The organism is Sphingomonas sp. HMP6, assembly GCF_013374095.1.
GTDB lineage: Bacteria > Pseudomonadota > Alphaproteobacteria > Sphingomonadales > Sphingomonadaceae > Sphingomonas.
Genome location: NZ_AP022672.1, coordinates 2,588,073 through 2,613,399 on the forward strand (window position 1 = coordinate 2,588,073; position 25,327 = coordinate 2,613,399).

Below are 25,327 nucleotides of genomic sequence, written 5' to 3' on the forward strand. Positions count from 1 at the left end.
GGGAGGGTAGAGTAATGGACTATCAGTCGTTTTTTCAGACCGAGCTCACGACGCTCAAGGACGATGGCCGTTACCGGATCTTCGCCGAACTCGAACGCCGCGCCGGTGCCTTTCCGCGCGCGCGGCACCATGTCGAGGGCAACATCAACGATGTCACTGTTTGGTGCTCGAACGATTATCTCGGCATGGGGCAACACCCGTCCGTCCTCGCCGCGATGCACGAAACGCTCGATTCCTGCGGCGCGGGTGCCGGGGGCACCCGCAACATCTCCGGCACCACGCACCAGCACGTCCAGCTCGAGGCCGAACTCGCCGATCTGCACGGCAAGGAATCGGCGCTGCTGTTCACCTCGGGCTATGTTTCGAACTGGGCGGCACTCGGTACGCTCGCGTCGCGGATGCCGAACTGCGTCGTCCTGTCGGACGCGCTCAACCATGCCTCGATGATTGAGGGCATTCGCCACAGCCGTGCGCAATGCCTGCGCTTCAAGCATAACGACCCCGAGGATCTCGACCGGCTGCTCGCCACGATCGAGCCGGGCCGCCCCAAGCTGGTCGCGTTCGAAAGCGTCTATTCGATGGACGGTGACATCGCGCCGATCGCCGAGATCCTCGACGTTTGCGAGAAGCATGGCGCACTGTCCTATATCGACGAAGTGCACGGCGTCGGGCTGTACGGCCCACGCGGCGGCGGCGTCGCCGAGCGCGAAGGGCTGATGGACCGGATCGATGTGATCGAGGGCACGCTCGGCAAGGCGTTCGGCGTGATGGGCGGTTATATCGCTGCCTCCGCCGCTCTTTGTGACTTCGTGCGCAGCTTCGCCAGCGGCTTCATCTTCTCAACGGCGCTGCCGCCAGCGATCGCCGCCGGTGCCTGCGCCAGCATTCGCCATCTGAAAACGAGCAGTGCCGAGCGCACCCAGCACCAGGAGCGCGTTGCGCATGTCCGCCGTCGGCTCGACATGATGGGCATCCCGACGCTCGACAATCCGAGCCACATCATTCCGATCATGGTCGGCGATGCCCACAAGTGCAAAATGATCAGCGACTGGCTGCTTGAGCATCACGGCATTTACGTCCAGCCGATCAATTACCCGACCGTGCCGATGGGGACCGAGCGGCTGCGCATCACGCCCTCGCCGGTGCATACCGACGGCGATGTCGACCGGCTGGTGACGGCGCTTTCCGAAATCTGGTCGCAATGCGCGCTCGCGCGGCGCGCGATGGCGGCATAACCGACACGGTCGGCGGCGCGACGAAACCCGTTCGTTGCGCCCGCCGGGTTACCTCCCGTATCTGCCCCAGGCGGAGCCGATCGCGGTCGCCGACAATCTCTGGGTCGTCGACGGCCCTGAGATTTCGTACCGCTTTGCCGGGCTGAAGCTGCCCTGCCCGACACGGATGACGGTCGTGCGGATTGGTGAAGCGCTATGGCTCCATTCACCGACAGAATATGCGCCCGATCTCGGCAAACGAATCGACGCTCTGGGCGATGTGACGTGGATCGTCGCGCCCAACAGTTTCCATTACAGCCATATCGCCGACTGGGCCGCCGCCTATCCGGCCGCGGCGTGCCATGTCTCGCCCGACGTCATCGCGAAGCTACCGCCGCTGCCCGATCGCCCGATCCCGCTTGGCGACGCGGCGTCCTCGGGCTGGCGCGACGATCTGGAGCAACTGCATGTCGATCTCGGCGGTTTCGTCGAAACGCTCTTTTTCCACCGCCCCAGCGCCACGCTGATCGTGACCGATCTGGTGCAGAATTTCGAAGCCGAGCGGATTCCCAATCCCTTCCTCCGCACGGTCTTGCGCATCGGTGGCTCCACCGGCCCGGGTGGGCAAACCTCGCTCGATGTGCGCATGGCCGCACGCGGCCACCGCGATCGCGCGCGCGATGCGCTGGCGCACATTTTGCGCTGGGCACCGCAGCGAATCATCCTGTCGCATGGCAAAGGCTTTGACCGTGACATCACCGCCGAGCTGCAGCGCGCCTTTCGCTGGGCGACCTAACGGATCTGCGGTGCGCGGCCGCTGGGGCCTGCCTTGCGCCCCTTCAGGGTGAAGGCAAGGATCAGCGCGACCCCGACCGTGCTGGGAATCGCCCAAATCAGCGGATTGAAGACATGGTCGGGTACCAGCCGGATTAGCCCAACCGACAGGAACGCCGTGTACGCCGAGATGCCCATGCCGAGCAAAGATCGGAAATGCTCGGCCACATGCGCGCCGCGCGCCACGTTCGGCCGCCAGATGTAGAAGAGCTGGGTGGCAACCGCGATCAGCCCGATCGTCGCAACCAGCGCCATCAGCGGTTCGCCCGTCATAAGCCCGTAGATGCCACAGTTGAGCGCCGAGACGGCTACTGCGGCAAAGAGCAATTGGTGCCGCGCCGTGCGCAAGCCCGCGCGGTTCGTGCGATGCCGGACGACCGACAGGCCGTAGTCGGCAAAGCTGATCGTCAAAATGCCGAGGTAGAGCATCATCCAGCCGAACAGACCGCGGAACAGCACGCGATCGGTGATCATCGGCAGCCGCTGCTCTGGGCCATATAGCGACAGCAACGCCATCGCGACGGCGAGCGTCCCCGCGCCCATGAACGCTAGGCTTGCGACCCGGCCCCATTTGCGATGCGAAACGCCGCCCTTGCGCGCGGCGATCGGGATCCAGAAGCACATCAGTCCGGTCGCGCCGGCCAGGACGTGGAGGACGACGATGATCTCAAACAGTTTCATCGTGCCTCGACGGCCTGACCGGAAAGACGTATCGGGCGGGCGTCAGTTTCCGCCGGCGGCCGCACCCGCGGCCGGAGCAACCGCTGCCGTGGTCGTCGCGGCAGCCTGAGGCACGGGAGCCTCGGTCACCGGATTGACGGCGGGCACCACCTTCGCATTCCGCAGATACGGATAGTCGGGCAACATGCTGACTCCACCCAGCGGCTTGTTGAGGCCCTGGTGGCAGGTCGTGCAATTGACCTTGTACACGTCGCCATGCGGCCCCTTGCGGTTCGCCGGGAAGACTGACGTCAGCGACGTGATATAGGCTTCGTTGACGTTGCGCACCATGCGGATGCCATACCAGGCGGTAACGCGCTGTGGCCGACTGTTCGACCAGCTGCCGAACGAATCGGTGTTGTGACAGAAGGTGCAGTTCACGTTGAGCGCTGACGACATATGGACCATCAGGCCATAGGTCTTTTCGGTCCGCGCGATCGAGGCGCCGGCGGGCACCGTGCGCAGCGGCGTCTTGCCCGCGACGCGGATGTTGCCGTTTGCGCCGAGATAGGACGAGAAGCTGTCATAGGGCAGCGACGCATAGCCCGTGGTCGCGACCGGCGTGTTCTGCCCGTGCTTGTTGCCCATCGTCCGCATCGAATCGCCGGGCGCGTCGGCACGGGCCCACACGTTGCGCGGCACCGCATAGCCGCGGTGGCACGTGTAGCAGGTTACGCCGGTGCCTTTGACGTGCGTCGACCAGTTGGTGTTGATGTTGAGGGTCATCTGCAACATCCGCCGCGCGACGACCTTGGTGTATTTTTCGTCCGACGCCATATTCTCGGGATTGTGGCAGTAATTGCACCCGATCTTGTTGGCGTCGCCCGTCTTCGGCGCGACCCATTCGTTCATCGACGCCATCAGATGGTTGAAGCGTTCGGCGCTGAGCGCGCCCGCAACCTTCACATTCTGATAGGTTTGCGCCGCGGTCGGCCCACCGTCCGCCGGCAGGGCGTAGGGTGGCGTTGGGATCGGCTGGGGGACCAGGCGTTTCGTGGCAGTGATCTGGTCGCCGCCGGTTCCGCGGTAGCCAGTCTGCTCGATCTTCTTCGGGCCGATTTCACAGCCACCCAAAGCGACGAGCAGGACTCCGCAGGTCAGGGACGAGGTGATGGTGGCGACGCGGATCATTGCGGTGCTCCCGGCAAAGTGGCTGGATCGACGACGCCGGTATCCGGATAGGCTGGCGCATAGCCATGCTGCTGTGCCCAGAGATACCAATTGTCGACGACGGTGCCCGTCAGCAGGATGCCGATCCCGCCCGTGAGCGTTGTCAACACCGCGAACCACCAGGCCCAACGGTGGATCGATTCCATCGTCGCGTTGAAACCCATCGTCCAGCGCCAGAACAAGGCGGCACGTTCGGATGCGGTACCACGATCGGTAATCTGCTCGATCTCACGCTCGCCGCCGTATCGACCAACTGCGAGAATCGTGGCGCCGTGCATCGCGAAAAGCAACGTCGATCCGTAGAGGAAAGCGATCGAAAGCGCGTGGAACGGGTTGTAAAAGAGGTTGCCGTAACGGATCGAAAACGCCGCCGTCCAGTCGAGATGCGGGAAGATGCCGTAGGGCACCGCCTCCGACCAGCTCCCCATCAGCATCGGACGAATGAAGCCGAGCACCACCATCAGCCAGATCGCGCTGAGGAACGCCCAGGAGACGTGTGTCCCCATGCCGAGCGCGACCGCGCGGCGATAGGTGCGCAACCACCAGAGCAAGACCGAGGCGCTGAAGAACATGCCGGTCAGGATGAACCAGCCGCCATCGTTCAGCGGCACGAAGGGCGAGAAGCCGTATTTAGGCGCCGGCGGCTCGAGCGACAGCCAGAAGAGCTGGCGGACGAACTGTACCGGGCTCCAATTGACCGATGCGAGCATGTTGAGACCGATGATCTCGAACGCGATCAGCCCGAAGACCAGCGAGAAGCTGCCGAGCCAGCCGAGATAGATCGGGCCGATCTGCGCATTGCCGATCTTGCCCATCAGGTAGGAGAAGCCACCCGCATTGGTGCGCTCGAAGTTCCCAGGTGCCATCGGCGGGCCCATTTCGGGTGCCGCGCGCAGCTGAACTTGGGTGAAGATGTTCTGATAGCTTGCCATATTCGCGGTCCTCTCAAGCCCAGATCGGCAGATTGAGCCACCAGCTCCACCATTCAGGCCAGCCGCGCGTCCAAAGCGGGCCGCTGATGATGATGCAAATGGCGCTCCAGAAGCCCGCCGAAAGCGCGAGGAACAAGCCGACACGGTGAATGCCGAGCGTGCCGACCGAATAACCGATCGTATCGCGGAAGAAGGCGTCTTCATATTCGGGGGATTTCACTTCCCCCAATTCTCCATTCGGGCCCTCCCGCGGATTGACCGCCGAGAGCACCAGCCCGCCATGCAGCGCGAGCGCCAGCGTCGTCGTGAAGAAGAAGCTGACGGCGATCATGTGCGCCGGGTTGTAGTGGAAGTGGAGATATTGGTAGCCGGTGTTCGACACCCAATCGAGATGGCTGAAAATGCCGTACGGAAAGCCGAAGCCCCAGGCGCCCAGCAGGATCGGGCGGACGACGACAAGGCTGACATAGGCGAAGATCGCGACGCCGAAGGCGATCGGCACGTGATAGCCCATGCCGAGCTTGCGGCAGATCTCGACCTCGCGCAGCGCCCAGGAGCAGAACGCCCCGACCGCGCAGATCGTGATGATCTGCCACAAGCCCCCCGCCTTGAGCGGCGCGAAGGCCAGACCGTAGCTGATATCGGGGGGCGCGATGCTGATGAGCCACGGGTTCCAGGTCGGTCCGAGCGATGCGCCGTAAAAGATCAGCGCCGTGCCCAGCCCCGCGAAGAACGCGGTCGTGACCCCGAAAAAGCCGACATAGAACGGGCCGATCCAGAAATCGAACAGATCGCCGCCCACGAGCGTCCCGCCCCTAACCCGGTATTTCCGTTCAAAGCTCAAGAGTGCCATGGACCCGCTCCTTCCCCCCCACCGGTCAGCGGCGAGATGGACAAATTTCGAAAGATTGGAGGACTGGACGGACCTGGGCGCGCTTAGCGCCAATCAGGTCACGTCCGCCTCGTCGTTAGGTAGTACGACTTCTACTGTCGACCGAGCCCGATTAGGGCGCAGCCGGTGCCGCTACCGCAGCTGCGGGAGCAGTGGGGTTCGGAGCCTCAAGCCAGTTATACCGGTTGGTGCTCAAAAGGATGAAGTGAATCAGGATCGCCAGCGTGAACAAGAACACGGCGAGCGCGGTGAGGACCCGACGGGGGTCGAAAGTTACCCACATTCTCCACATGATAGTATCTCCTACTTAGCCTTTGGCCGGGGTTGTTGCCGGGGCCGAAATGGCCGACGTCGCTTCATACCCGGGCGTGCCGGGGAACCAGGGGCGCCATTGCCAAACGAGGAAGTGCGCAACCAGCGCAATCACCACGAAAAAGCCCATGCTCACGACGAAGAGTTTGTGAAACTCCTTCGCTTCATCGGGCGTCAGGTAGGTGCCCGGTCCCATTCTTTCGTCACTCATAACGGTCGCTCCTTCTGTGTCGTTCGAACCGACGAGATAAGGCGCGCGACACGCGTCCCTCGGCGGCATCCACGCAGCGCAGAGCACCACGGAGATCGGCTGGTCCGCACAGGCGTGCGGAGATAGCTTGCTCGGGCGGTCATCCGCCACGGCTTTCGGTAATGGCGCCGGCAAGCCGCTCCGCCGTGACTCGTGTTTCGCCGGCGCGGCGCGCGCCACGCTCGGCGGCATCGCGGATGCGCTTGGCGGCAGAAATGCGCACCAGCACCGGCTCGCGTTCGACGACTTCGTCGAGGGCGGCCTTGGCGGCATCGTCCCACGCGACTTCGCGTTCGATCCGCGCCGGGGTCGGCTCGACCTTGTCGAGCTGTCCAGCGAGCGGAATGATGTGGAAGAGCGCATCGAACAGCGCGTTGCACACTTCCTGGATCAGATAGGTCGCCCCGGCATAGCCCATGAACGGCGTGCCGGTATGGCGACGGATCACCGCGCCGGGGAAGCTCGCCGGGATATACACGCCGCGCGCGCCGACTTCGGCCATGTACATCCGCTCGTTGAAGCTGCCGAACATGATGAGCGGCGGATTGGTCTTCAACGCGTCGATCACCGCCTGATTGTCGGGCTTGATCCCGGCGGAGCGGTTGAACGAAAACGTGCAGGGCAGCCCCATGTCGTTCTCGAGGAAGTTGCGAATGCCCCGCGCATAGGTTTCGGTCGCGACGATGCCGAAGCTGGCGGTCGCGAAGAAATCCTGCGTGACCGAGCGCCACAGATCCCACAGCGGCTTGATCGTGGTGTGCTTCTCGCGCTCGATAAAGGGTTCGGGGTCGAGCCCGGTCAGTTCGCCCAGCTTGCGCAGGAACAGCGTCGTGCTTTGCAGCCCGATCGGCGCTTGCAGATACGGCCGCTCAAGCGCTTCGCACAGGCCACGCCCGAATTCGCGGTACATGCAGACGTTGACCGCTGCATCGGCGAGTTTGCGCACGTCGGCGAGATGACTGCCGAGCGGGAAGACCATGCCGACCTCGGCGCCGATCCCCTCGATCAGGCGGCGGATCTCGGCCAGATCGGACGGCATGTTGAAGCTGCCATACATCGGCCCGATGATGTTGACCTTGGGCTTTTCGCCGTCTTTCAGCGGACGCAAAGCGGGGACCTTCTTCGGCCCGAACTGTGTCCACAGCCAGGTCAGCGCCCGGTCGCCCGATTGCCACTGATCCTCATCGATCGTGCGCGGCAGGAAGCGCTGGATATTGGTGCCCTCGGGCGTCACGCCGCCGCCGATCATCTCGGCGATCGATCCGGTCACGACCACGGAGGGAAGATCGGGATCGAGCGTCGCCCAGGCGCGCTTCATCGCGCCCTCGGTGCCATCGCGCCCCAATTCCTGCTCGCCAAGGCCGGTCACGACGATCGGCAGCTCGTGCGGCGGCAGTCCGTCGGTGTAATGCAGCACCGAGGTGACCGGCAGATTCTCGCAGCCGACCGGGCCATCGATAATGACCTGCAGGCCCTTGATGGCGGTAAACGCGTAAACCGCGCCCCAATAGCCACCCGCCCGATCATGATCCAGGATGAGCGTCATGTGCCGATATGCTCCTCGGCCTTGGCCGCCGCGATGCGCTTGGCGGCGTATTTGGCCTTGAACTCGGGCCGGTCGACCGGCGTGGTTTCCCAGACACCAGCGGTCGGGCCAGTGCCGACCCCCTCGAAGAACGCCTTCATCGTGTCGAAGCGGTGCTGGTTGGCGAGGGCTGCATTAACCACCATTGCGAGACTTCCCGCACCCGCCGGACCCATCAGCGGCCGCGCCGAGATCAGGTTGGTGAAATAGAGCGCCGGGATCGCCTTTTGCTTGGCATATTGGACGACCGGCGTCGTGCCGATCGCCAGATCGGGGCCATATTCCGCGATTGCGGCGATGTCCTGCTCCAGACTCGCACGATATTGCACGCGGCAACCATGCGCCTCGAGCCATTCGCGGTCGGGATCGGACCACACCGTGCGCGGGCAAGCGGTCCCGACATAGGGCACCTCCGCGCCGCTTTCGATCAGCAGCCGCGCGACCAGCAATTCGGAACCTTCATAGCCCGAAACGGTGATCCGCCCGGCAATCGGCTTGGCAGCGAGCGCTGCGGAAATGGCGGGGAGGAACTTGTTCTTCGATGCGTCGACCTTGTCTTGCGCGATGCCACACGCTTTGCCGATCGCATCGAGCCAGGCCGCAGTCCCATCGCGCCCCACGGGGGCCGATCCGACGACGGTGCGGCCAGCGGCTTCGAATTCGCGGACCGAGGCAGTGTAGAACGGATGGATCGCGGCGACGGCCGCGCAATCGAGCGCCGAATAGAGTTCCCGCCATTCGCGCGTCGGGACGACCGGGCCAGCCGCGAGGCCAAGCGGTTCGAGCATCAGGCCGATGCCGGGCGGGTCCGCCGGGAACATCTCGCCGAGCAAGGTGATCGTCGGGCGATCGGGGCGTTCTTTCGGCGCGGCGACCGGGCCTTGCTCGGCCTCTTTCCGCGCATAATTCAACATTGCGCCGGCAAGGACGTCTTTCGCCTCGGCATGCGTCGGAATGCCGAAGCCCGGCACGTCGATGCCGATGATGCGGACGCCGTTGATTTCCTTGGGCAGCAATTGCAGCGGCACGCCCGATGCGGTCGGCACGCAAAGATTGGTGACGATGACGGTGTCGTAGAGTTCCGGATCGGCGATCTGATGCACCGCGTCGCGAATGTCCTCGAACAATTTGCCGGTGACGAGCGTCTCGGAGGAAAAGGGCACGTAGCCGACCGTCCGCTTCGCACCGTAGAAATGCGAGGTGAAGGTCAGGCCGTACACGCAGCACGCCGAGCCCGACAGGATCGTCGCGGTGCGGCGCATCCGCAAGCCCACGCGCAAGCTACCGAACGCCGGGCACATCGATTGCGGCTGATCATGCGGACCCTTGGGATAATCCGCATCGTAGCGCGCCAGAACTTCGGACTTGCCCGCCAGCTCCGCCGCCTCGCGCAGCGTCGATCCGCTCGCGCACCCGCCAGCGTCCGCAGCCGCAACAGGCGTCAGGTCGATCCGGTCGCGATCGCGGCCCGAACTCAGGAGGGGAGTGTCCACATCCACGATCAGACCGCGTCGTACACGACTTCGAGGGTCGGCTTCGTCACATAGGCGACGCCGCGCATATCCGCCTGACTGGCCGGCTTGAGCGAGTAATCCGCACCCGTGATATCGGCCGAGAACAGCCCGAGCAGCCCGTCCTGATCGAGCGGCGCGGGGCGCAGCGGCGGGGCGGTGGCGACGTTTTCGGCGAGCTCCTCGAACAACGACGCCCATTCGCCACCGGGTTTTCCGATGATCTGGTAATTCGCGCTCTTCTTTCGGATATCCTCATTGGCGGGGATCGCACACAATACCGGAATGCCGACCGCTTCGGCGAACGCATTCGCCTCGCCAGTGCCGTCATCCTTGTTCAGGATCATGCCGGCGACACCGACATTGCCGCCCATCTTGCGGAAATATTCAACCGCCTTGCAGACGTTGTTGGCAACATAGAGCGATTGCAGGTCGTTCGATGCGACGACGATCACCTTCTGGCACATGTCGCGCGCGATCGGCAGGCCGAAGCCGCCGCACACCACGTCGCCCAGGAAATCGAGCAGGACGTAGTCGAAGCCCCATTCGTGGAAGCCCAGTTTTTCGAGCGTCTCGAACCCATGGATGATTCCGCGCCCGCCGCAACCGCGACCGACCTCTGGCCCGCCGAGCTCCATCGCGAACACGCCGTCGCGCTGGAAGCAGACGTCCTCGATGCCGATTTCTTCGCCGGCCAGCTTCTTCTTGCTCGACGTCTCGATGATCGTCGGGGTCGATTTGCCGCCGAACAGCAACGACGTGGTGTCGCTCTTCGGGTCGCACCCGATCAGCAGCACGCGCTTGCCTTGTTGCGCCATCATGTAGCTGAGATTGGCCAGCGCGAACGATTTGCCGCTGCCGCCCTTGCCGTAGATCGCGATGATCTGCGTTTCTTTGGTGATCGGCCCGGTGTGGACGGGATCGGGCTCCTGATGCGCTTCATCGCGCAGCGAGCCGAGATCTAACATCGTCATACGTGACTCCAATCGAGTACCATTTTCAGGCAAGTCGGGTCGCCGAAGGCAGCGGGATAGGCGTCGGCCGCTTCGCTCGCGGGGCGGACGTGACTGATCAGTCCGTCGAGCCGCAGCGCGCCCGATGCGACCAGCGCATTGGTAGCAGCCACATCGGCGGGGGTGAATTCGGCGGAAATGCGCATCCGTGCTTCGCGCATGAAGGCGGGCGGAAACGCGAAGCTCAGCCGATCGTAGAAACCCGCCAGCACGATCTCGCCGCCCTTGCTGAGCCGCGGCACGAGCATGTCGAGGATCTCGGGCGCGCCGCTGGCGTCGCAGATCGTCGCATAATCGCGGCGTTCGTCCGTAGCTGGGTCGATCACCGCATAGCCGGTGCCGTCGCGGCGATCGGCATTGGTTTCCCACACAGTCGGCGCGGGCGCACCCAGCGCGACGGCGATCCGCGCGACCAGCCGGCCGACGATGCCGTGGCCGATCACCAGATCGGGCACCTTGCCACCGACGACCGCGTGATAGGCAGTGGCGGCAAGCGCGGTCAGAATGCCGTCGCGGCCAAGCGATTCGGCGACCGGCAAAGCCCGTGCCGAGGGCATCACGACCCGCTGCGCCGTACCACCGAACAGGCCACGCGCGCCTTCGTAACAATTCGCACCGGGAACGAAGACCCACTCGCCGATCCGCCCGCGCACTTCGGCACCGGCATCGACGATTCGGCCGACCGATTCGTAGCCCGGCACCAGCGGATAACCCATGCCGGGGAAGGTCGGCATCTTGCCCGACCAGAGAAGCTTTTCGGTGCCTGAACTGATGCCGCTATGCGCGACCTCGATCAGCACGTCGGCAGTGCCCAGCGCGGTGAGCGAAAGTGCGCGAAGCGCCAGCCGCTCCGGAGCCTCCAACACTACCGCCAGTGTTTCCACCGAGCTTCCCCTACCGCGACCACCCGATCATCGGGTCTTCTTCGAGTGTCACTTTATCTGGACACTTTATATTGTCAACTCGCATTGACGCTTTGCATGTCAACGCGTCGCGACAATGATCCGTACGGTGAGCGGCAAGGCGGTGGATACGACTCGCGACGAAGCAAAACCCGCGCTTCGCAGCATCGCGCGAATTTCGTCGGCGGGGCGGGGCCGACCCGACCCCATCGCCCACAGATACAGGCCGAAATAGGCATCGCCCGACGGCTCCGCCCCGCGCGTTCCCGCCATCGGCTCGGCGATCAGCAGCGTACCGCCCGGCGGCAAGGCGGCACGCACCGCGCGCAGCAAGGCAAGCGCGGGGGCGTCGTCATGATCGTGCAGCACGCGCACCAGCGTGATCAGATCATGCCCGGGCGGCAACGGATCTTCGAAGAAACTTCCCCCAAAGATTTCGACTCGGTCGCCAAGGCCCTCCGCGACCAGCGCAGTCTTCGCGCGCGCGCCGACGGCGGGCAGATCGAACATCGACAGCGCGAGCCCCGGCACGCGCGCCGCAACCGCGCGGACAAAACGCGCCTCGCCACCGCCCACATCGAGCATCCGGCGATGCCGCGCAAAGTCATAGCTGTCGATGATATGCTGCGCGACCAACGGCTGCGACGCAGCCATCAAGCGTGAATAGGCAGCGACATCCTCGCCATCCCCCTCGCCCGACCGCTCCGCATAAGTCCAATAGTGCGCAAGCTGCCCGCCGCCACCGCCGCGCCGGAGCAAGCCTACGGGGTCGGCCAGATCGGCGTAGAGCAGCCGGTGGTGCGCGACCATTTCGACGATCCCGCCATTACCGCGCAGCGCCGCGCCATCCGCCCCCAGCGCCCAGCGCGTCGCATCGAGCGGTTCGGTCAGGTTGAGCGCCGCTGCTGCACGCAGCAAACGCTCGGTCCCCGCCACCGGTACGTCGAGTCGCGTGGCGATCTCCGCGAGCGGCAAGGGCCCCGCTGCCAGCAACTCGAGCAGCCCGAGCTCGACGCACGCCGCAATCGTCTGCGAATAGGTGAATCCCGCGACCAAATCGAACATCGTGCGCGCCCGCGCCCGCACGATCCCGCGCGTGAGCGGAAAGCGCACCGCGAAGCGTTGAAAGCCCGGATCGGCCAGAGTGCGATTGCGCCAAGCGATCCAGCGTTCGCGCCAATTTCTGTTGTCATTGGGTCTGGTCAGCTTCATATGTCCAATTAATTGGACGCATGCACGATAAGCGTCAACTTGCAGTTAGGGGTCGAATGCAACGCGACACGGCCATCGTCATCGGCGCAGGGGTTGGCGGTCTGACCAGCGCCGCGCTGCTCGCCGCACGTGGGCTGGACGTCACGGTGGTCGAAGCGGCGGACGCCCCCGGCGGAAAGATGCGGCAAGTCGCGGCGGGATCCGCGCAGATCGACGGTGGCCCGACCGTCTTCACGATGCGCGACGTGTTCGACGGAATCTTCGACGCCTGCGGCGCATCGCTCGATGAGTATGTGACGCTACGCCCGACCGCGCGGCTCGCCCGCCATGCCTGGGGCGATGCCAGGCTCGATCTGTTCGCCGACCGCGACGAAAGCGCCGAGGCGATTGGTGCCTTTGCCGGCCCGGCGGAAGCGCGCGGCTACCGCGCATTTTGCGCCGAGGCGCAGCAAGTCTTCACCGGGCTCGACCGCCCCTTCATGCGCAGCCAGCGGACGACGCCGTTCGGGCTCGCCTGGAAAATGGGCCTCGCCAATCCGCGCGACCTGGTCACCAAACGCCCGTTCGAAACATTGTGGAAGGCGCTCGGCGATCATTTCCGCGATCCGCGCCTGCGGCAGCTGTTCGGGCGCTACGCCACGTATTGCGGCTCCTCGCCGTTCCAATGCCCCGCCACGCTGATGCTGATCGCGCATGTCGAGGCGAGCGGCGTGTGGCTGCTCGACGGCGGGATGCACGCGCTCGCCCGCGCGCTTGAGGCGCTGGCGGTGCGCGGCGGCGCACGCTTCCGCTATGGCGCGCCGGTCCGCGAAATCGTGATCGAACAGGGCCGCGCCACCGGCGTCGTGCTGGCCAGCGGCGAGCGGCTGAACGCAGCGTCGATCGTCTGCAATGCCGATCCCGCTGCGATCGCCGATGGCCGGTTTGGTACAGCAGCCAGCGCCGCCGTCCCGCAGACCGATCGCGCGGCGCGCTCGCTCGGCGCGATGGTCTGGACAGCACAGTCGCAAACCAGCGGCTTCCCGCTGCTCCATCACAATGTTATCTTCTCGGACGATTATGCGGCAGAGTTCGAACAGCTCGCCGCCAATCGCCTCCCCGAAACGCCGACCGTCTATGTTTGCGCGCAGGACCGCGATGGCGCGGGCAACGGCCCGGCTGGGCCTGAGCGCTTGCAGATACTCGTCAACGCCCCGCCGATTGGCGACGGCCCCGGATTTAGCCAAGCGGAGATCGACCAATGCCAAGTCCGGATGCTGGAGAATTTGGCGCGGGCCGGGCTCTTGGTGGAGCTCTCTCCGGCGGCAACGACGCTTACGACGCCGATGGGGTTCGAAGCGCTGTTCCCCTCGACGGGTGGAGCCCTTTATGGACGGGCCTCGCACGGATGGGCGGCGTCCTTCCGTCGGCCCGGCGCCCGGACACGGATCCCTGGTCTTTATTGCGCGGGCGGGAGCACGCACCCGGGCGCCGGCGTCCCGATGGCAGCACTCAGCGGCGGCCTAGCCGTCGATATCCTGCTCAAGGACCTCGGTTCGACGTACAGGTCGACGCGAACGGCTATGCCTGGTGGTATATCGACGCCTTCAGCGACGCCACGGGACCCGATGGCGGGCGCTACGGGCTCACGATCATCGCCTTTATCGGCAGCGTCTTCTCGCCCTATTACAAGCTGAGCGGGCGGCACGCGCCGGAAAACCACTGTGCGATCAACGTGTCGATGACCGGGCCGCGCGGCAAGGCGTGGGCGATGACCGAACGCCCGAGCACCAGCGTCACGCGCGATGCCGATCATCTCGCGATCGGCCCGAGTTCGCTGCATTGGGACGGCGAAGTCCTGGTGATCGATATCGCCGAGACCTCCGCCCCGCTCCCCTATCCGGTGCGCGGGCAAGTCCGCGTCTATCCCGAAATGATTGGCACCACCGGCTTTTACCTCGATCCGGCGGGCAAGCATCGCTGGCATCCGGTCGCGCCGCGCGCGCGCGTCGAAGTCGAAATGAGTCACCCCGGCGTGAGCTGGACGGGCGGCGGCTATTTCGATTCGAACTTCGGCGAGGAACCGCTCGAGGCGGGCTTCGACGATTGGCATTGGTCGCGCGCGCATCTCAAGAACGATGTGGCGGTGCTGTACGAGGGCCGCCGCGCAGATGGCACGCCGTTCGATCTGGCGCTCAGGATGGACCGGCAAGGCAATTGGACCGATGTCGCCCCGCCGCCGACCGCGCGGCTTGCGCGCACCGGCTGGCTGATCGACCGCCTCACCCGCGCCGACACCGGCTGTCAGCCGAAGTTGGTCAAGACCTGGGTCGACGCACCGTTCTACGCGCGCTCGGCAATCGACACGCGGCTGTTCGGTGAAGACGTGCGCGCCGTGCATGAAAGTCTGTCGCTCGGGCGCTTTCGCTCACCGATCGTCCAGTCGATGCTCACCATGCGCATGCCTCGCGCCACGCGCTGAGGCGTCACGCTCCGTCGAGTCGGGGCGCTCTGCTGCTTCGGTGCGCTCGCGCTTGCTCCGGGCGATGTCGCGCGTGATCGCGACATATTGATAGAGGCAGAAGCCGAGCCCGAGCGCGCCCGACAGCGTCAGCTCGATCAGCCCGAGAGTATTGCCGATCATCCGTCCACTCCCTTTTGGTGTCCTCCGTTAAAGTTGACGCACGCCTCTCTCCGTTCGGACGAACGGGGAGGGAGTATACCCGCTAAACCGCCCGCGCAAAATCGCCGATCAGCCGCGCGACCGCATCGGGCCGTTCCTCATGCGCAAGGTGGCCAAGGTCGGGCAGCACCTCGACTCGGATGCCCGGAATCAACGCTGCCGCCGCGTTCACCGAAGTCAGCGGAATCGCCGCATCGCTCGACCCGTGTACGAACAGCACCGGCACGCGGATACGCGCCAAATCGCGCGACAGCGTTTCAAGGTCCCACGCCGCCATCATCGTCAGAGCGCCTGCGCAATGGTCCGAGGTCGCGAACAGCCGCCGGTAGAAATCCACGCCCGCCGCATCGATTCGCGACCCCGTGCTGCGCTCCAGGAAGCCCGCTGCCTCGCCCGGCCCGCGCGCCATCGCGGCAAAAATGTGCGGCGCGAACGGATTCACGAACAGCATCCGCGCGAGCGTCGGGAAGAGTTTTGCGGCAAGGCCCGGGAACGGCATCAACGCCGGGTTGAGGCCGATCACGGCCTTCGGCGTGGCAAGACCGTCGAGCAGCATGCGCAGCGCGATCGCCGCCCCAGCGGAATGCCCGACGACCACAGCGGGGGCCAGATCGAGCTTGGTCATCAACGCGCCGACCGCGCGCGCCATGCCGACCATCGACAACCCGCCGGATGGACGCCCGGTGGTAAACCCATGCCCCGGCAAATCGGGCGCAACGACGGTGAAATGCTCGGCCAGCAGCGGCAGCAGATCGCGCCAGCTATGCGTCGCCGCCCCCGTGCCGTGGAGCAGCAGCATGACCGGCCCGGACCCCGCCATCTGAACGTGCCAGCGCATCCGTTCGGTCTCGACGAAGCGGCTGAGGGTGCGGTTGGGCCAGTCGCGGCCTTCGCGGCCCCAGTCGGGCGTGCTCATGCCGCCTGAACCGCCGCAACTGCCCGGTGCATCGTCGCCGCATCGGCGCGCGGCAGCGGCAGATAGCGCGCGCCCATCGCCAGCGCGAGTCGCGCGCCCTCGGGCCGGGGCCGCGCCGACGTATCGACGAAGGCCGCGCCGATCCCGGCCTGGCCGATTGCGCGCGCGGCCGTCTCGGCATCCTGCTCGGCGCGCTTTCGGACGGTCGTACCATCGGCAGCGATATTGGCGCGGCCGTCGGTCAGCACGACGATGAATGGCGTGCGCCCGCGTGCCCGCGCCGCCTCGGCGAGGTCTCGCGCGGCGTCGAGCCCGATCGACAGCGGCGTGCCCCCGCCCCCCGGCAATTCCGCCAGCGCGCGGCGCGCGCGCGTCAGCGAGCGCGTCGGCGGCAAGAGAATCTCGGCGGTGGTCCCGCGAAACGCCACCAGCGCGACTTGCGCGCGCTTCACATACGCCTCGGCCAGCAACAATTCGACCGCGCCCTTCGCCTCGGCCAGCCGCGCCGCCGCCGCCGATCCCGACGCATCGACCGCAAAGATCGTCAGCGTTTCCGCGCGCGTCTCGAATCGGCGAATCCGCAAATCGTCGCGGCGGATGCGAATCGGCCCGTCGCCACGGTCGCGCAAATTCTGCCACGGCGCCGCGGCGCGTAGCGTGTCGATCAGGCTGAGCCGCAGCCCCCCGCGCGGCACCCCAGCGCGCGCGCTCATCGGCCGCCCGCGCTGCATCGATTTGCGCCGCTCGCCCTTGCCCCGCGCCGCCCCCGCGCGCCGCCGACCGCGCCCCGCGGCGAGCTTTTCGAGCACGTCGCGCGGCAGCGACGCGAGCGCGGCTTCGAGCACGACATCCTCGGGGGGTTTGGGTTCGCCTTGCTCCTCTTCGCCCGAATCACTTTCGGGCGGAGGCGGTGGGGGCGGCGCGTCCTCGGGCGCTTCCTGTTCCGCCTCGGGCGGCGCCGGAAAGCGCGTCGCGCGCGGCCCGAGCACCAGCCGCACCGCGAGAATCACGTCATCGTCGGACATCGCGCTGCGTCCGTCGATCGCCGCCGCCGCACGCGCGGTACGCAGCGCAAACAAGGGCGCACGCGCCGAATCGATCCCGAGCGCAAGCGACGCCGCAGCGAGGGTGGCCAGCACTTCTCCATCCTCAAGCCGCGTCCCCACTTCCTTCCCCGGCGAAGGCCGAGGCCCAAGAGCGGAGGCTTCGGTTGGCGAGCGCGACGGATGATCATCGAAGTCGCCCAACTCGGCCCCGGCCTGCGCCGGGGAACGGCAATCAGAAAGATCGATCCGGAACGCCAACCGCTCGACCAGCGCGTGCGGCGGCTCCTCCTCCTCGACCCCATCATCGAGCGCCAAGACCGTCACCCGCACCGGCGCATCCTCGACCATGCCCGCATCGAGCACCGACGCGATTCGTGCCGCCGTCGCATCGCTCATCCGCTCCGCCATCGGCAGCACCACCAGCCCGCCATCCGCCGCCGCCAGCACGCCTGCCTGCCGCACCGGCCGCCCGAGCGCGAGTGTCGCGCCGAGATCGAGCCCGCCGAGCAACGCATCGTCATCGACATGCGCCGGAATGCGCCGGACCGGAGCCGCTTCCGGCAAATCGTCCCGAAGTGCTGCGACAACCGCGTCGCGCAGTTCGCCGCCGCCGCGCAGGATCATGCCGCCAAGGCCGACCGGATCGAACGCGCACAGCCGCGCCGCCAGCATAGCGTCGTCAAGCGCCGTCCGCGCTTCGCTCACGCCGCCGCCAGTTCGTCCAACGCGCGCTCGATCCGGACGGTCGACCCGGTTTCGTCGAGCACCCCGCGCCGCAAACGGTGGCGCAGCGCAAGCGGTGCGACGCGCGCGATATGGTCGGGCGTGACCTCGGTCTTGCCGTCGAGCGCCGCGAGCGCCCGCGCCGCGCGCATCAGCGTCAATTCGCCGCGCAGCCCATCGGCTCCTACCGCCATGCACAGGCCGGATGCCCGCGCCAGCATCGCGTCGGACATCGCGACCTTGGCAAGGCCCGCCCGCCCGCGCGCGATCTGTTTCAGCGTCTTCTTCTCGGCCGCGCGCCACGTATCGGCGAAGTCCGCCGGCGTCCGTTCGAACGCGTCGCAGCGTTTCAGGATTTCCACCCTGCTCGCGAGATCCTGCGGCGTGCGCACCTCGACCGACAGGCCGAAGCGATCGAGCAATTGCGGGCGCAGCTCGCCCTCTTCGGGATTGCCGCTGCCAACCAAAACGAAGCGCGCCGGATGTCGCACCGAAAGCCCCTCGCGCTCGACGACATTTTCGCCCGACGCCGCAACATCGAGCAGCAGATCGACGATATGGTCCTCGAGCAGATTGACCTCGTCGATATAGAGGAACCCGCCATTGGCGCGCGCGAGCAGGCCCGGCTCGAACGCCTTGACCCCCGCCCCCAGCGCGCGTTCGAGATCGAGCGCGCCGACCACGCGATCCTCGGTCGCGCCGAGCGGCAGATCGACGAACGGCACCGGCACTGTTGCCTTTGCGGGCGGCGGTGGCGCACCTTCGGCATGGAAGCCCGCAAGCGCGGCGGAGACCGGCGGCAACAACGCCGCCAGCGCGCGCACCGCGGTCGATTTGCCCGTGCCGCGATCGCCGAACACCATCACGCCGCCGATCCGCGCATCGACCGCGGCGAGCAGCAGCGCCAGTTTCATTTCGTCCTGGCCGACGATGGCGGAGAAGGGGAAAGACACACGCATCCTCACGGTGTATCACGCGTTGGACACACGACAAGTGGACACTCCCCAAAATCTTAGCCGGAATTGGTTGGCCAAGACTGAGGTGTCAGGCGATTGGACCTCGATGAATCCTCTTTACGTTTCCGGCGGCTGCGCTGCCGCGCTGCTCGTGGCCGGCGGATTGGCGACGCCGCTCGGCGATTGGTACAAGGCCTTGCGCAAGCCGAGCTGGCAGCCGCCCGGCTGGGCGTTCGGGCCGGCCTGGACGATCATCCTCGGGCTCGCCGCCTGATCCGCCGCAATCGCCTGGACCGCCGCGCCCGATGGTGCCGCGCGCACCTCGATCATCGTCCTTTTTGCGGTCAATGCGGCCTTCCATTTCCTATGGAGCCCGTTGTTCTTCGCGGTCCGTCGGCCCGATTGGGCGTTGGGCGAAGTGGTATTTCTGTGGGCCTCGCTGGTCGCGCTGATCATCGGACTGGCGCCGATCTCGTCGTTCGCGGCGCTGCTGATCGTGCCGTATCTGCTGTGGGTCAGCTTTGCCGCATTCCTCAACTGGACGATCGTGCGGCTGAACCAGCCGTTCGGCTGACGCACGTGGACGATTAGGGCGTGATTCCGGCGGCGCGCTGCGCGGCGGACATTTTCAAGAACTGATCGACCGCGCCGAGCCGATCGGCAATGTCGCTGCGATAGGGCGCATCCTGGGGCGTCGCGGCAAGGGCCGCCGCCCAGAGCGGCCGCGCCGCCGCGAAATCGCCCGCATCGACATAGGCCATGCCGAGGAAAAAGGTCGGACCCGGCGTTCCCGGCGCCAGCGTCAGCGCGCGGCGAAAGGCGAATTTGGCGGCGGGCGACACCGCGCCATCATGCAAAGCGAGGACGTACCCAAGGCCGCTCCACAGCACCGCATCGTTCGGTCGCCGTGCGATTTCGGCGCGCAGCCCTTCGGCCGCCGCATGCGCATCGCCCGACTGGAGCCGCGAATCGGCAGTGGCCAGCGCGAGGCTATCCTCGCGCGACGGCGCAAACACCGCTTCGCGAAACGCGACCATGCCGGGATCGACCGTGATCGGCGTGACATCGGCCGCGGTCGGCTTGCCCGGCTGGTGCGCCTGGCTTTGCAGCGCGAACCCCGCCGCGCCGAGCATCAGCGCGGCACCTGCAATCGACCACAAGCGCCGCGAAACCCCGAGCGCCCACAGGCCCGCCGCCGCAGCGATCCCGATCAGGATGAGGATCAGCAGATTCATGATGTGCGCCGCCGCTTGAAACTTGCCCGCGCCAGCCACGCGCCGATGACCAGCAAGGCCAGCGGCGCGATCCACAGCGGCGCGGTCGTCGCGCTGAGTGGCGGATCATAGCTGACATAATCGCCATAGCGCGCGATCAGCCAGTCGCGGATCGACTGCGCGCTTTCCCCGGCCTGGATCCGCGTCCGCACCAAGGATCGCATGTCGCCCGCCATTTCGGCATTGCTGTCGGCGATCGACTGGCCCTGACACACCACGCAGCGCAGCGTGAGCATCAGCGCCTGCGCCTGCGCTTCCTTGGCCGGGTCCTTTAACTGCACATTGGCGAGCGGTGCCGGCGGCTGATTGCTATCGGCGAAGGCTGGCGCCGCCAACGCTAGCAACGGGGCCAGCAACAGAAACGCAAACCACTTCACCGTGCGTTCCTGACCGCTGCAATCAGGCCCGGCACTTCGTCGGGACGGATATCGCCGACATGCTGCTGGACGATCCGTCCCTGCCCGTCGATCACGAACGTCTCGGGCACGCCCGACGAACCGAGTGCGAGCTGCACACTGCTTGCCTTGTCATCACCGATCGAACGATAGGGATCACCATTGCGCGCGAGGAAATCGGCGATCGCCTCGGGCGTGTCACGAATCGCGACTGCGTCAATCTCGACCCCGGCCTTCTTTAGTTTCAGCAATTGTGGTGCCTCGGCGATGCACGGGATGCACCAGCTTGCGAACACGTTGAGCAAGTGCGGCTTGCCCGTCGCGAGGGCGGCGGTCGACAGGCCCGGCTTGCCCGGTACGATCGGCGGCAGATTGAATACCGGCAGCTTCTGCCCGACCAAAGCCGAATGGATGGTGCGGTCGGCCGGCTTGTACAGCCCCCAGGCAATCACCGCGAGCAAGGCGATTGCGCCCAGAAACGGCACCCAGATCAAAGGCCGCTTCATGCGTACCCCTCGCGTGGTGCGGCGCGGCGGGTGCGCAATAAGCGCCCGAGCAACGACAATACGCCGCCGATCGCGATCAGCGCGCCGCCGAACCAGATCAGCGTCACGAACGGCTTCCACCACAGCCGCAATTGCCACCGCCCGGTGCCGTCAGGTTCACCGAGCACGGTATAAAGCTGCCCGTCCCAACGCGTCGCAATGGCCGATTCGCTGGTCGTCGTCACCGGGTTCGCGAAGTAGCGGGATTCCGGTCGCAGATAGAAGACGCGGCCCGATTCCCCGCGTCGCACGCTGAGCCGTGCCTCCAGCGCCGACCAGTTCGGGCCGACCACGGGCTTGATCCCGTCGAGCGTCACGGTGAACGGCCCGACGCGCTGCGGCACACCGACGCGCGCGGCAACCAGGGTGGCTTGCGTGAAGGCGGTGTCGCACGCCATGCCTGCAAGGCTCACCGCGATGCCGAGATGCGCGATCACCATGCCATAGGTAAACAGCGGCGTGCGGCGCAGGTTGCGCTTCCACAACGGCGCGACGCTCGCCACCGCCAGCCCGGCGGCGAGTGCAAGCCCGAGCAGCGGCAGCAACGCGACATTGCCCAGCATCGCCACCAGGATCAGCACGATCCCCGTCGCCGCGACCGGCAGCGTCATGCGCTTGAGCACCGCCTCAGCCGTATCGCGTCGCCAGCGCAGCATCGGCCCGACCGCCATCACCGCGACGAGCGCAAGCGCAACCGGCCCTGCCGCCTTGTCGAAGAACGGCGGCCCGACCGAAAGCTGCGTGCCGAACCCGGCCGCGACGATCGGATAGAGCGTGCCGATCAGCACGATCCCGAGAATCACCGTCAGCAACAGATTGTTCGCGATCAGCGCGCCCTCGCGGCTGACGAAATCGAACGTATTCCCTTGCTTCACCGTGCCGACGCGGAAGCCGAACAGCAGCAGCGCCCCGCCGATATAGATCGCCAGCAAGGCAAGGATGAAGGAACCGCGGGTCGGATCGACCGCAAAGGCATGAACGCTGGTCAAAATGCCCGAGCGGACGAGGAACGTGCCCAGCATCGACATCGAGAAGGCAACCACCGCGAGCATCAACGTCCACGCCCGCAAACCGTCGCGCGTCGCCAGCACCGTCACCGAATGGAGCAGCGCAGTCGCCGCCAGCCACGGCATCAGCGAGGCATTCTCGACCGGATCCCAGAACCACCAGCCGCCCCAGCCGAGTTCATAATACGCCCAATAAGAGCCTGCCGTGATGCCGAGCGTCAGGAAAATCCACGCGCCGAGCACCCACGGCCGCATCGCGCGCGCAAAGGCCGGGCCGACGTCGCGCGTGATCATCGCGCCGACCGCAAACGAAAACGCGATCGAGATGCCGACATAGCCGATGTACAAGGTGGGCGGATGGAAGGCCAAGCCCGGGTCCTGCAGCAGCGGATTGAGCCCCGCCCCATCGGCCGGTGCCGGATTGATCCGCGCGAACGGGTTCGAGGAGAAGAGCAAGAACGCGTAGAATCCGAGCGCAATCGCGGCTTGCGCGCCAAGCGTCGCGATCAGCGTCGGCTTGGCAAGGCTACGCTCGAGCAAGGCGACCGCCGCCCCGGCGACCCCAAGGATCGTCACCCACAGCAGCATCGAGCCTTCGTGATTGCCCCACGCACCTGCCACCTTGTACAACATCGGCTTGTCCGAATGGCTGTTGGTGGCGACGAGCAACACCGACATGTCGCTGCGCGCGAAGACCCAGATCAGCAACAGCATCGCGGAGAGTGCCAAAACCCCCTGCACCACCGCGACCGGGCGCACCGCTGCCATGATCTCGGCGGTCGACACGTCGTCCACCAGCGCGGGTTTGGTCGAGCGCCACACGCCCAGCCCCGCCAGTACCAATTGGAGCAAGGCGAGCGCCGCGGCGAACCACAAGGCGGCAAGGCCGGCTTCTGCTAACATCGTGCGCCGATCATTGTTTCAGGGATTTCGTCTCGTGCATCTTGCCCGCCATTTCGGGCGGCATGTATTTTTCGTCATGCTTGGCAAGCAAATTGGTCGCGGTAAAGCTGCCGTCGGGATTGAACGATCCTTCCGCCACCACGCCGGATTTTTCGCGGAACAGATCGGGCGCAATGCCGCGGAACGCAACCGGCACGGTGGCGAGGCCATCGGTCACGACGAAACGCATCGATACGCCATCGGCAAGCCGTTTGATCGACCCGCCCTCGACCATGCCACCCAGGCGCACTGCCTTGCCCAGCGGCAAGCCGTCCTTCTTCACATCGGCCGGGGCGTAAAAGAACGCCGCCTGGTCCTTGAGCGCCGACAGCGCGAGCACGCTGGCCCCGCCGACGGCGGCGACCGCCAGCAAGCCCAGGGTCAAACGCTGATGCTTCGCCTTCACTTCTTTTCGACCTTCCGCATGGCAAGATAGCTCCACAGCGCCAGCGCGATCGACGCTACGCCGGTCAACCCATAAGCGGCGGTGACGAACGGCCAGGGATTCACGCCATCACCTCCACGCTGTTGGCCATGCGCCGCATCCGCGCTTCGGCCTTGGTCCGCGCGAGAATCGTGCGCATCCGCATCAACACGATCCCGGCAAACAGCAAGGTGAAGCCGCTGAGCGTGAACCACAATGGCCACAGGATCGTGGGGTCGATGCTCGATTTGGTGATGCCGATGCTCTGCCCCTGGTGCAGCGTGTTCCACCACACCACCGAATAGCGGATGATCGGCAGCAGGATCGACCCGGCAATGCCATAGATCGCGGGGATACGTCCGTCGCCGCCGCGATCGTCATCGGCGCGCACCAGCGCCATGAAGCCGAGATAGACGAAGAACAGCAGCAGCATCGACGTCAGCCGCCCGTCCCACTGCCACCACGTGCCCCAGGTTGGCCGACCCCAGATCGACCCGGTCGCGAGACACAGCGCCGCGAACATCGCACCGGGCAGCGCAATCGCGCGCGCGGCGATCATCGCGAGCGGATGGCGCCAGATCAGGAATACCAGCGACGACACCGCGATCCCGCTCCAGCCCGACATACCAAGCCAGGCGGTCGGCACATGGATGTAGAGGATTCGTACCGTCTCGCCCTGCAGATAATCCGCCGGCGTCTGCGTCAGGCCGCCCCACGCGCCGTAACCGAGCAGCAGCACCCCTGCCCAGAACAGCAAGGGCGTCAGCGGCCTGGCGATTTTGAGGAAACGCGCCGGATTCGCGAGGGCATGAAGGCTTGGCACAGATGCATCGATACGCAAGATTTTAGCGGGAATCTACTGGCGGTTTGCTTCACGACGTTTCCAGCGCGTGCTTTATTCCGCGGCGCGCAGTTCGCCCTCGCCATATTCGACATCCTCGGGCAGCGCCCAGAGCAAATCGTGCTTGGTCAGCACGCGTCCGTCATGCGCACGCACGTCGATCGGCCCGATCGGCCGCATGTCGCGCGCGTCGACCAAAACCGGGCTTGCCGGAAAGCCCGTCTCCCAGCGCTCGCCCCATTGCCGCAGCGCGAGCATCGTCGGCAACAACGCCGAACCCTTGTCGGTCAGCTGATAATGGATCTTGCGCCGGTCGGCGGGCATCGCGGTGCGCGTCAGGATACCATGATCGACCAGCCGTCCGAGCCGATTGGCCAGGATGTTGCGCGCGATCCCGAGCTCGGACTGGAATTCTTCGAAATGGTGCAGGCCGTTAAAGGCTGCACGCAAGATCATGAAACTCCAGCGTTCCCCCATCGCCTCGAGCGCAGCGGGGAGGCTGCAGCTTGCCAGATCCCGCAAGGGTTCGCGGAGTTTTCCATCCATAATCTGTCACCTTATCGCATTTTCGCCCGGCATGGGAATGAAATATACGTTTTCACTTGCAACTCGCATGTGCAGCATTTAAGTAGTGATTCGCAACTGAATAAATAAGGAGCCTCCCCATGATCCGCTTGCTCTCGCTCGCTGCTGCCGCATTGGTCTCGACCGCTTTGCTGAGCCCGATCGCGGTCCACGCCGCCGACACCGGCCCCTATTATGCGGCGACCCCGATTGCGGCGCCGGCCAAGACGACACTGATCACCAGCGGCACGGTGTGGAAGTGGAACACCACCGCGTTCACCGCCAACAAGGCAACCCAGCGCGACGCGATCATGTGCGAGCTGGTCGCAAAGACCACTGGTAAGCTGTCGGGCTTCACCGCAGGCGGCCAGTCCTTCGATGCGCCCGCACTCGAAAAGTGCAACGCCCGCGCCAAGTAAACATCCTCCCCGAGAGGCTGCTGCCCCTTCCGCGCCCGCGCGGGAGGGGCTTTTTCTTGGGGTATT

General features: G+C 65.8%; 27 protein-coding genes and 1 pseudogene. 6 read left to right on the forward strand and 22 right to left on the reverse strand.

From position 1 onward, the window contains the following. The first annotated feature begins 14 nt into the window (after positions 1-14). Together hemA and HMP06_RS12570 are read left to right on the forward strand one after the other, a co-directional pair. Positions 15-1,235, forward strand: a complete 1,221-nt coding sequence (hemA, locus tag HMP06_RS12565; protein WP_176497378.1) for a 5-aminolevulinate synthase — start codon at positions 15-17, stop codon at positions 1,233-1,235. A 34-nt stretch (positions 1,236-1,269) separates the two neighbouring features. Then, positions 1,270-2,010 carry a DUF4336 domain-containing protein gene (locus HMP06_RS12570; RefSeq protein WP_176497379.1) on the forward strand — a complete coding sequence of 247 codons (741 nt, stop codon included), beginning with the start codon at positions 1,270-1,272 and terminating at the stop codon, positions 2,008-2,010. Here the strand turns inward: HMP06_RS12570 and HMP06_RS12575 are convergent. From HMP06_RS12575 to HMP06_RS12625, 11 genes are all read right to left on the reverse strand, one after another. Further along, on the reverse strand, positions 2,007-2,729 hold the full coding sequence (locus HMP06_RS12575) for a hypothetical protein (RefSeq protein WP_176497380.1): 723 nt from the start codon (positions 2,727-2,729) through the stop codon (positions 2,007-2,009). The genes HMP06_RS12570 and HMP06_RS12575 overlap by 4 nt on opposite strands. A 42-nt stretch (positions 2,730-2,771) precedes the next feature. Next, a complete protein-coding gene (gene pufC, locus HMP06_RS12580) occupies positions 2,772-3,899 on the reverse strand; it encodes a photosynthetic reaction center cytochrome PufC (RefSeq protein WP_176497381.1) in 1,128 nt (375 codons plus the stop codon). Further along, positions 3,896-4,870: a photosynthetic reaction center subunit M gene (pufM, locus tag HMP06_RS12585; RefSeq protein ID WP_176497382.1), complete on the reverse strand. Its 975-nt coding sequence runs from the start codon at positions 4,868-4,870 to the stop codon at positions 3,896-3,898. Before pufM ends, pufC begins: the two co-directional genes overlap by 4 nt. A gap of 13 nt (positions 4,871-4,883) precedes the next feature. Next, positions 4,884-5,723 carry a photosynthetic reaction center subunit L gene (gene pufL / locus HMP06_RS12590; RefSeq protein WP_176497383.1) on the reverse strand — a complete coding sequence of 280 codons (840 nt, stop codon included), beginning with the start codon at positions 5,721-5,723 and terminating at the stop codon, positions 4,884-4,886. A 151-nt stretch (positions 5,724-5,874) separates the two neighbouring features. Beyond that, positions 5,875-6,054 carry a light-harvesting antenna LH1, alpha subunit gene (gene pufA / locus HMP06_RS12595; RefSeq protein WP_176497384.1) on the reverse strand — a complete coding sequence of 60 codons (180 nt, stop codon included), beginning with the start codon at positions 6,052-6,054 and terminating at the stop codon, positions 5,875-5,877. 15 nt (positions 6,055-6,069) lie between these two features. Continuing rightward, complete coding sequence (pufB, locus tag HMP06_RS12600) at positions 6,070-6,285, reverse strand: light-harvesting antenna LH1, beta subunit (RefSeq protein ID WP_176497385.1); 216 nt, start codon at positions 6,283-6,285, stop codon at positions 6,070-6,072. Positions 6,286-6,424: 139 nt separating this feature from the next. Beyond that, positions 6,425-7,870: a chlorophyllide a reductase subunit Z gene (gene bchZ / locus HMP06_RS12605; protein WP_176497386.1), complete on the reverse strand. Its 1,446-nt coding sequence runs from the start codon at positions 7,868-7,870 to the stop codon at positions 6,425-6,427. Beyond that, positions 7,867-9,402 carry a chlorophyllide a reductase subunit Y gene (gene bchY, locus HMP06_RS12610; protein ID WP_443026484.1) on the reverse strand — a complete coding sequence of 512 codons (1,536 nt, stop codon included), beginning with the start codon at positions 9,400-9,402 and terminating at the stop codon, positions 7,867-7,869. Before bchY ends, bchZ begins: the two co-directional genes overlap by 4 nt. A gap of 8 nt (positions 9,403-9,410) precedes the next feature. Continuing rightward, positions 9,411-10,394 (reverse strand): chlorophyllide a reductase iron protein subunit X, encoded by a 984-nt coding sequence (locus HMP06_RS12615; RefSeq protein ID WP_176497387.1) that lies wholly within the window; start codon positions 10,392-10,394, stop codon positions 9,411-9,413. Next, on the reverse strand, positions 10,391-11,317 hold the full coding sequence (bchC, locus tag HMP06_RS12620; protein WP_176497388.1) for a chlorophyll synthesis pathway protein BchC: 927 nt from the start codon (positions 11,315-11,317) through the stop codon (positions 10,391-10,393). The genes HMP06_RS12615 and bchC overlap by 4 nt, the downstream gene beginning before the upstream one ends. Positions 11,318-11,416: 99 nt before the next feature. Beyond that, positions 11,417-12,547, reverse strand: a complete 1,131-nt coding sequence (locus HMP06_RS12625; protein WP_176497389.1) for a methyltransferase — start codon at positions 12,545-12,547, stop codon at positions 11,417-11,419. Positions 12,548-12,603: 56 nt separating this feature from the next. On the opposite strand from HMP06_RS12625, the gene crtD reads away from it, so the two are divergent. Then, positions 12,604-14,223: a 1-hydroxycarotenoid 3,4-desaturase CrtD gene (gene crtD, locus HMP06_RS12630; RefSeq protein ID WP_176497390.1), complete on the forward strand. Its 1,620-nt coding sequence runs from the start codon at positions 12,604-12,606 to the stop codon at positions 14,221-14,223. Between the two features lie 38 nt (positions 14,224-14,261). After that, positions 14,262-15,008, forward strand: coding sequence for a hydratase (locus HMP06_RS12635; protein ID WP_176497391.1), 747 nt, complete (start codon positions 14,262-14,264; stop codon positions 15,006-15,008). On the opposite strand, the gene HMP06_RS12640 is transcribed toward HMP06_RS12635, so the two are convergent. From HMP06_RS12640 to HMP06_RS12655, 4 genes are all read right to left on the reverse strand, one after another. Continuing rightward, the gene (locus HMP06_RS12640; protein ID WP_176497392.1) at positions 14,955-15,170 is read right to left on the reverse strand and encodes a hypothetical protein; all 216 of its coding nucleotides are present in this window, start codon (positions 15,168-15,170) and stop codon (positions 14,955-14,957) included. The genes HMP06_RS12635 and HMP06_RS12640 overlap by 54 nt on opposite strands. Positions 15,171-15,252: 82 nt before the next feature. Next, complete coding sequence (bchO, locus tag HMP06_RS12645; protein WP_176497393.1) at positions 15,253-16,125, reverse strand: alpha/beta fold hydrolase BchO; 873 nt, start codon at positions 16,123-16,125, stop codon at positions 15,253-15,255. Continuing rightward, positions 16,122-17,843, reverse strand: a complete 1,722-nt coding sequence (locus HMP06_RS12650) for a magnesium chelatase subunit D (RefSeq protein ID WP_443026514.1) — start codon at positions 17,841-17,843, stop codon at positions 16,122-16,124. The genes bchO and HMP06_RS12650 overlap by 4 nt, the downstream gene beginning before the upstream one ends. A gap of 29 nt (positions 17,844-17,872) precedes the next feature. Further along, positions 17,873-18,853, reverse strand: a complete 981-nt coding sequence (locus tag HMP06_RS12655) for an ATP-binding protein (RefSeq protein ID WP_176497395.1) — start codon at positions 18,851-18,853, stop codon at positions 17,873-17,875. Positions 18,854-18,956: 103 nt separating this feature from the next. On the opposite strand from HMP06_RS12655, the pseudogene HMP06_RS12660 reads away from it, so the two are divergent. Beyond that, positions 18,957-19,424 (forward strand): annotated as a pseudogene (locus HMP06_RS12660) (TspO/MBR family protein). 13 nt (positions 19,425-19,437) lie between these two features. Here the strand turns inward: HMP06_RS12660 and HMP06_RS12665 are convergent. The 7 genes from HMP06_RS12665 to HMP06_RS12695 form a co-directional block, all read right to left on the reverse strand. Continuing rightward, a complete protein-coding gene (locus tag HMP06_RS12665) occupies positions 19,438-20,085 on the reverse strand; it encodes a tetratricopeptide repeat protein (RefSeq protein ID WP_176497396.1) in 648 nt (215 codons plus the stop codon). After that, positions 20,082-20,501, reverse strand: coding sequence for a cytochrome c-type biogenesis protein (locus HMP06_RS12670; protein WP_176497397.1), 420 nt, complete (start codon positions 20,499-20,501; stop codon positions 20,082-20,084). The genes HMP06_RS12665 and HMP06_RS12670 overlap by 4 nt, the downstream gene beginning before the upstream one ends. Next, positions 20,498-21,025: a redoxin family protein gene (locus HMP06_RS12675; RefSeq protein WP_176497398.1), complete on the reverse strand. Its 528-nt coding sequence runs from the start codon at positions 21,023-21,025 to the stop codon at positions 20,498-20,500. The genes HMP06_RS12670 and HMP06_RS12675 overlap by 4 nt, the downstream gene beginning before the upstream one ends. Continuing rightward, positions 21,022-22,974 carry a heme lyase CcmF/NrfE family subunit gene (locus HMP06_RS12680; RefSeq protein ID WP_176497399.1) on the reverse strand — a complete coding sequence of 651 codons (1,953 nt, stop codon included), beginning with the start codon at positions 22,972-22,974 and terminating at the stop codon, positions 21,022-21,024. The genes HMP06_RS12675 and HMP06_RS12680 overlap by 4 nt, the downstream gene beginning before the upstream one ends. A 10-nt stretch (positions 22,975-22,984) precedes the next feature. Further along, positions 22,985-23,419, reverse strand: a complete 435-nt coding sequence (gene ccmE / locus HMP06_RS12685; RefSeq protein ID WP_176497400.1) for a cytochrome c maturation protein CcmE — start codon at positions 23,417-23,419, stop codon at positions 22,985-22,987. 100 nt (positions 23,420-23,519) lie between these two features. Further along, the gene (gene ccmC, locus HMP06_RS12690; protein ID WP_176497401.1) at positions 23,520-24,260 is read right to left on the reverse strand and encodes a heme ABC transporter permease CcmC; all 741 of its coding nucleotides are present in this window, start codon (positions 24,258-24,260) and stop codon (positions 23,520-23,522) included. 72 nt (positions 24,261-24,332) lie between these two features. Next, positions 24,333-24,824 carry a winged helix-turn-helix transcriptional regulator gene (locus tag HMP06_RS12695; RefSeq protein ID WP_176497402.1) on the reverse strand — a complete coding sequence of 164 codons (492 nt, stop codon included), beginning with the start codon at positions 24,822-24,824 and terminating at the stop codon, positions 24,333-24,335. A 119-nt stretch (positions 24,825-24,943) separates the two neighbouring features. Between HMP06_RS12695 and HMP06_RS12700 the strand changes: the two genes are divergently transcribed. Continuing rightward, complete coding sequence (locus tag HMP06_RS12700; protein WP_176497403.1) at positions 24,944-25,261, forward strand: CC_3452 family protein; 318 nt, start codon at positions 24,944-24,946, stop codon at positions 25,259-25,261. Positions 25,262-25,327: the final 66 nt, after the last annotated feature.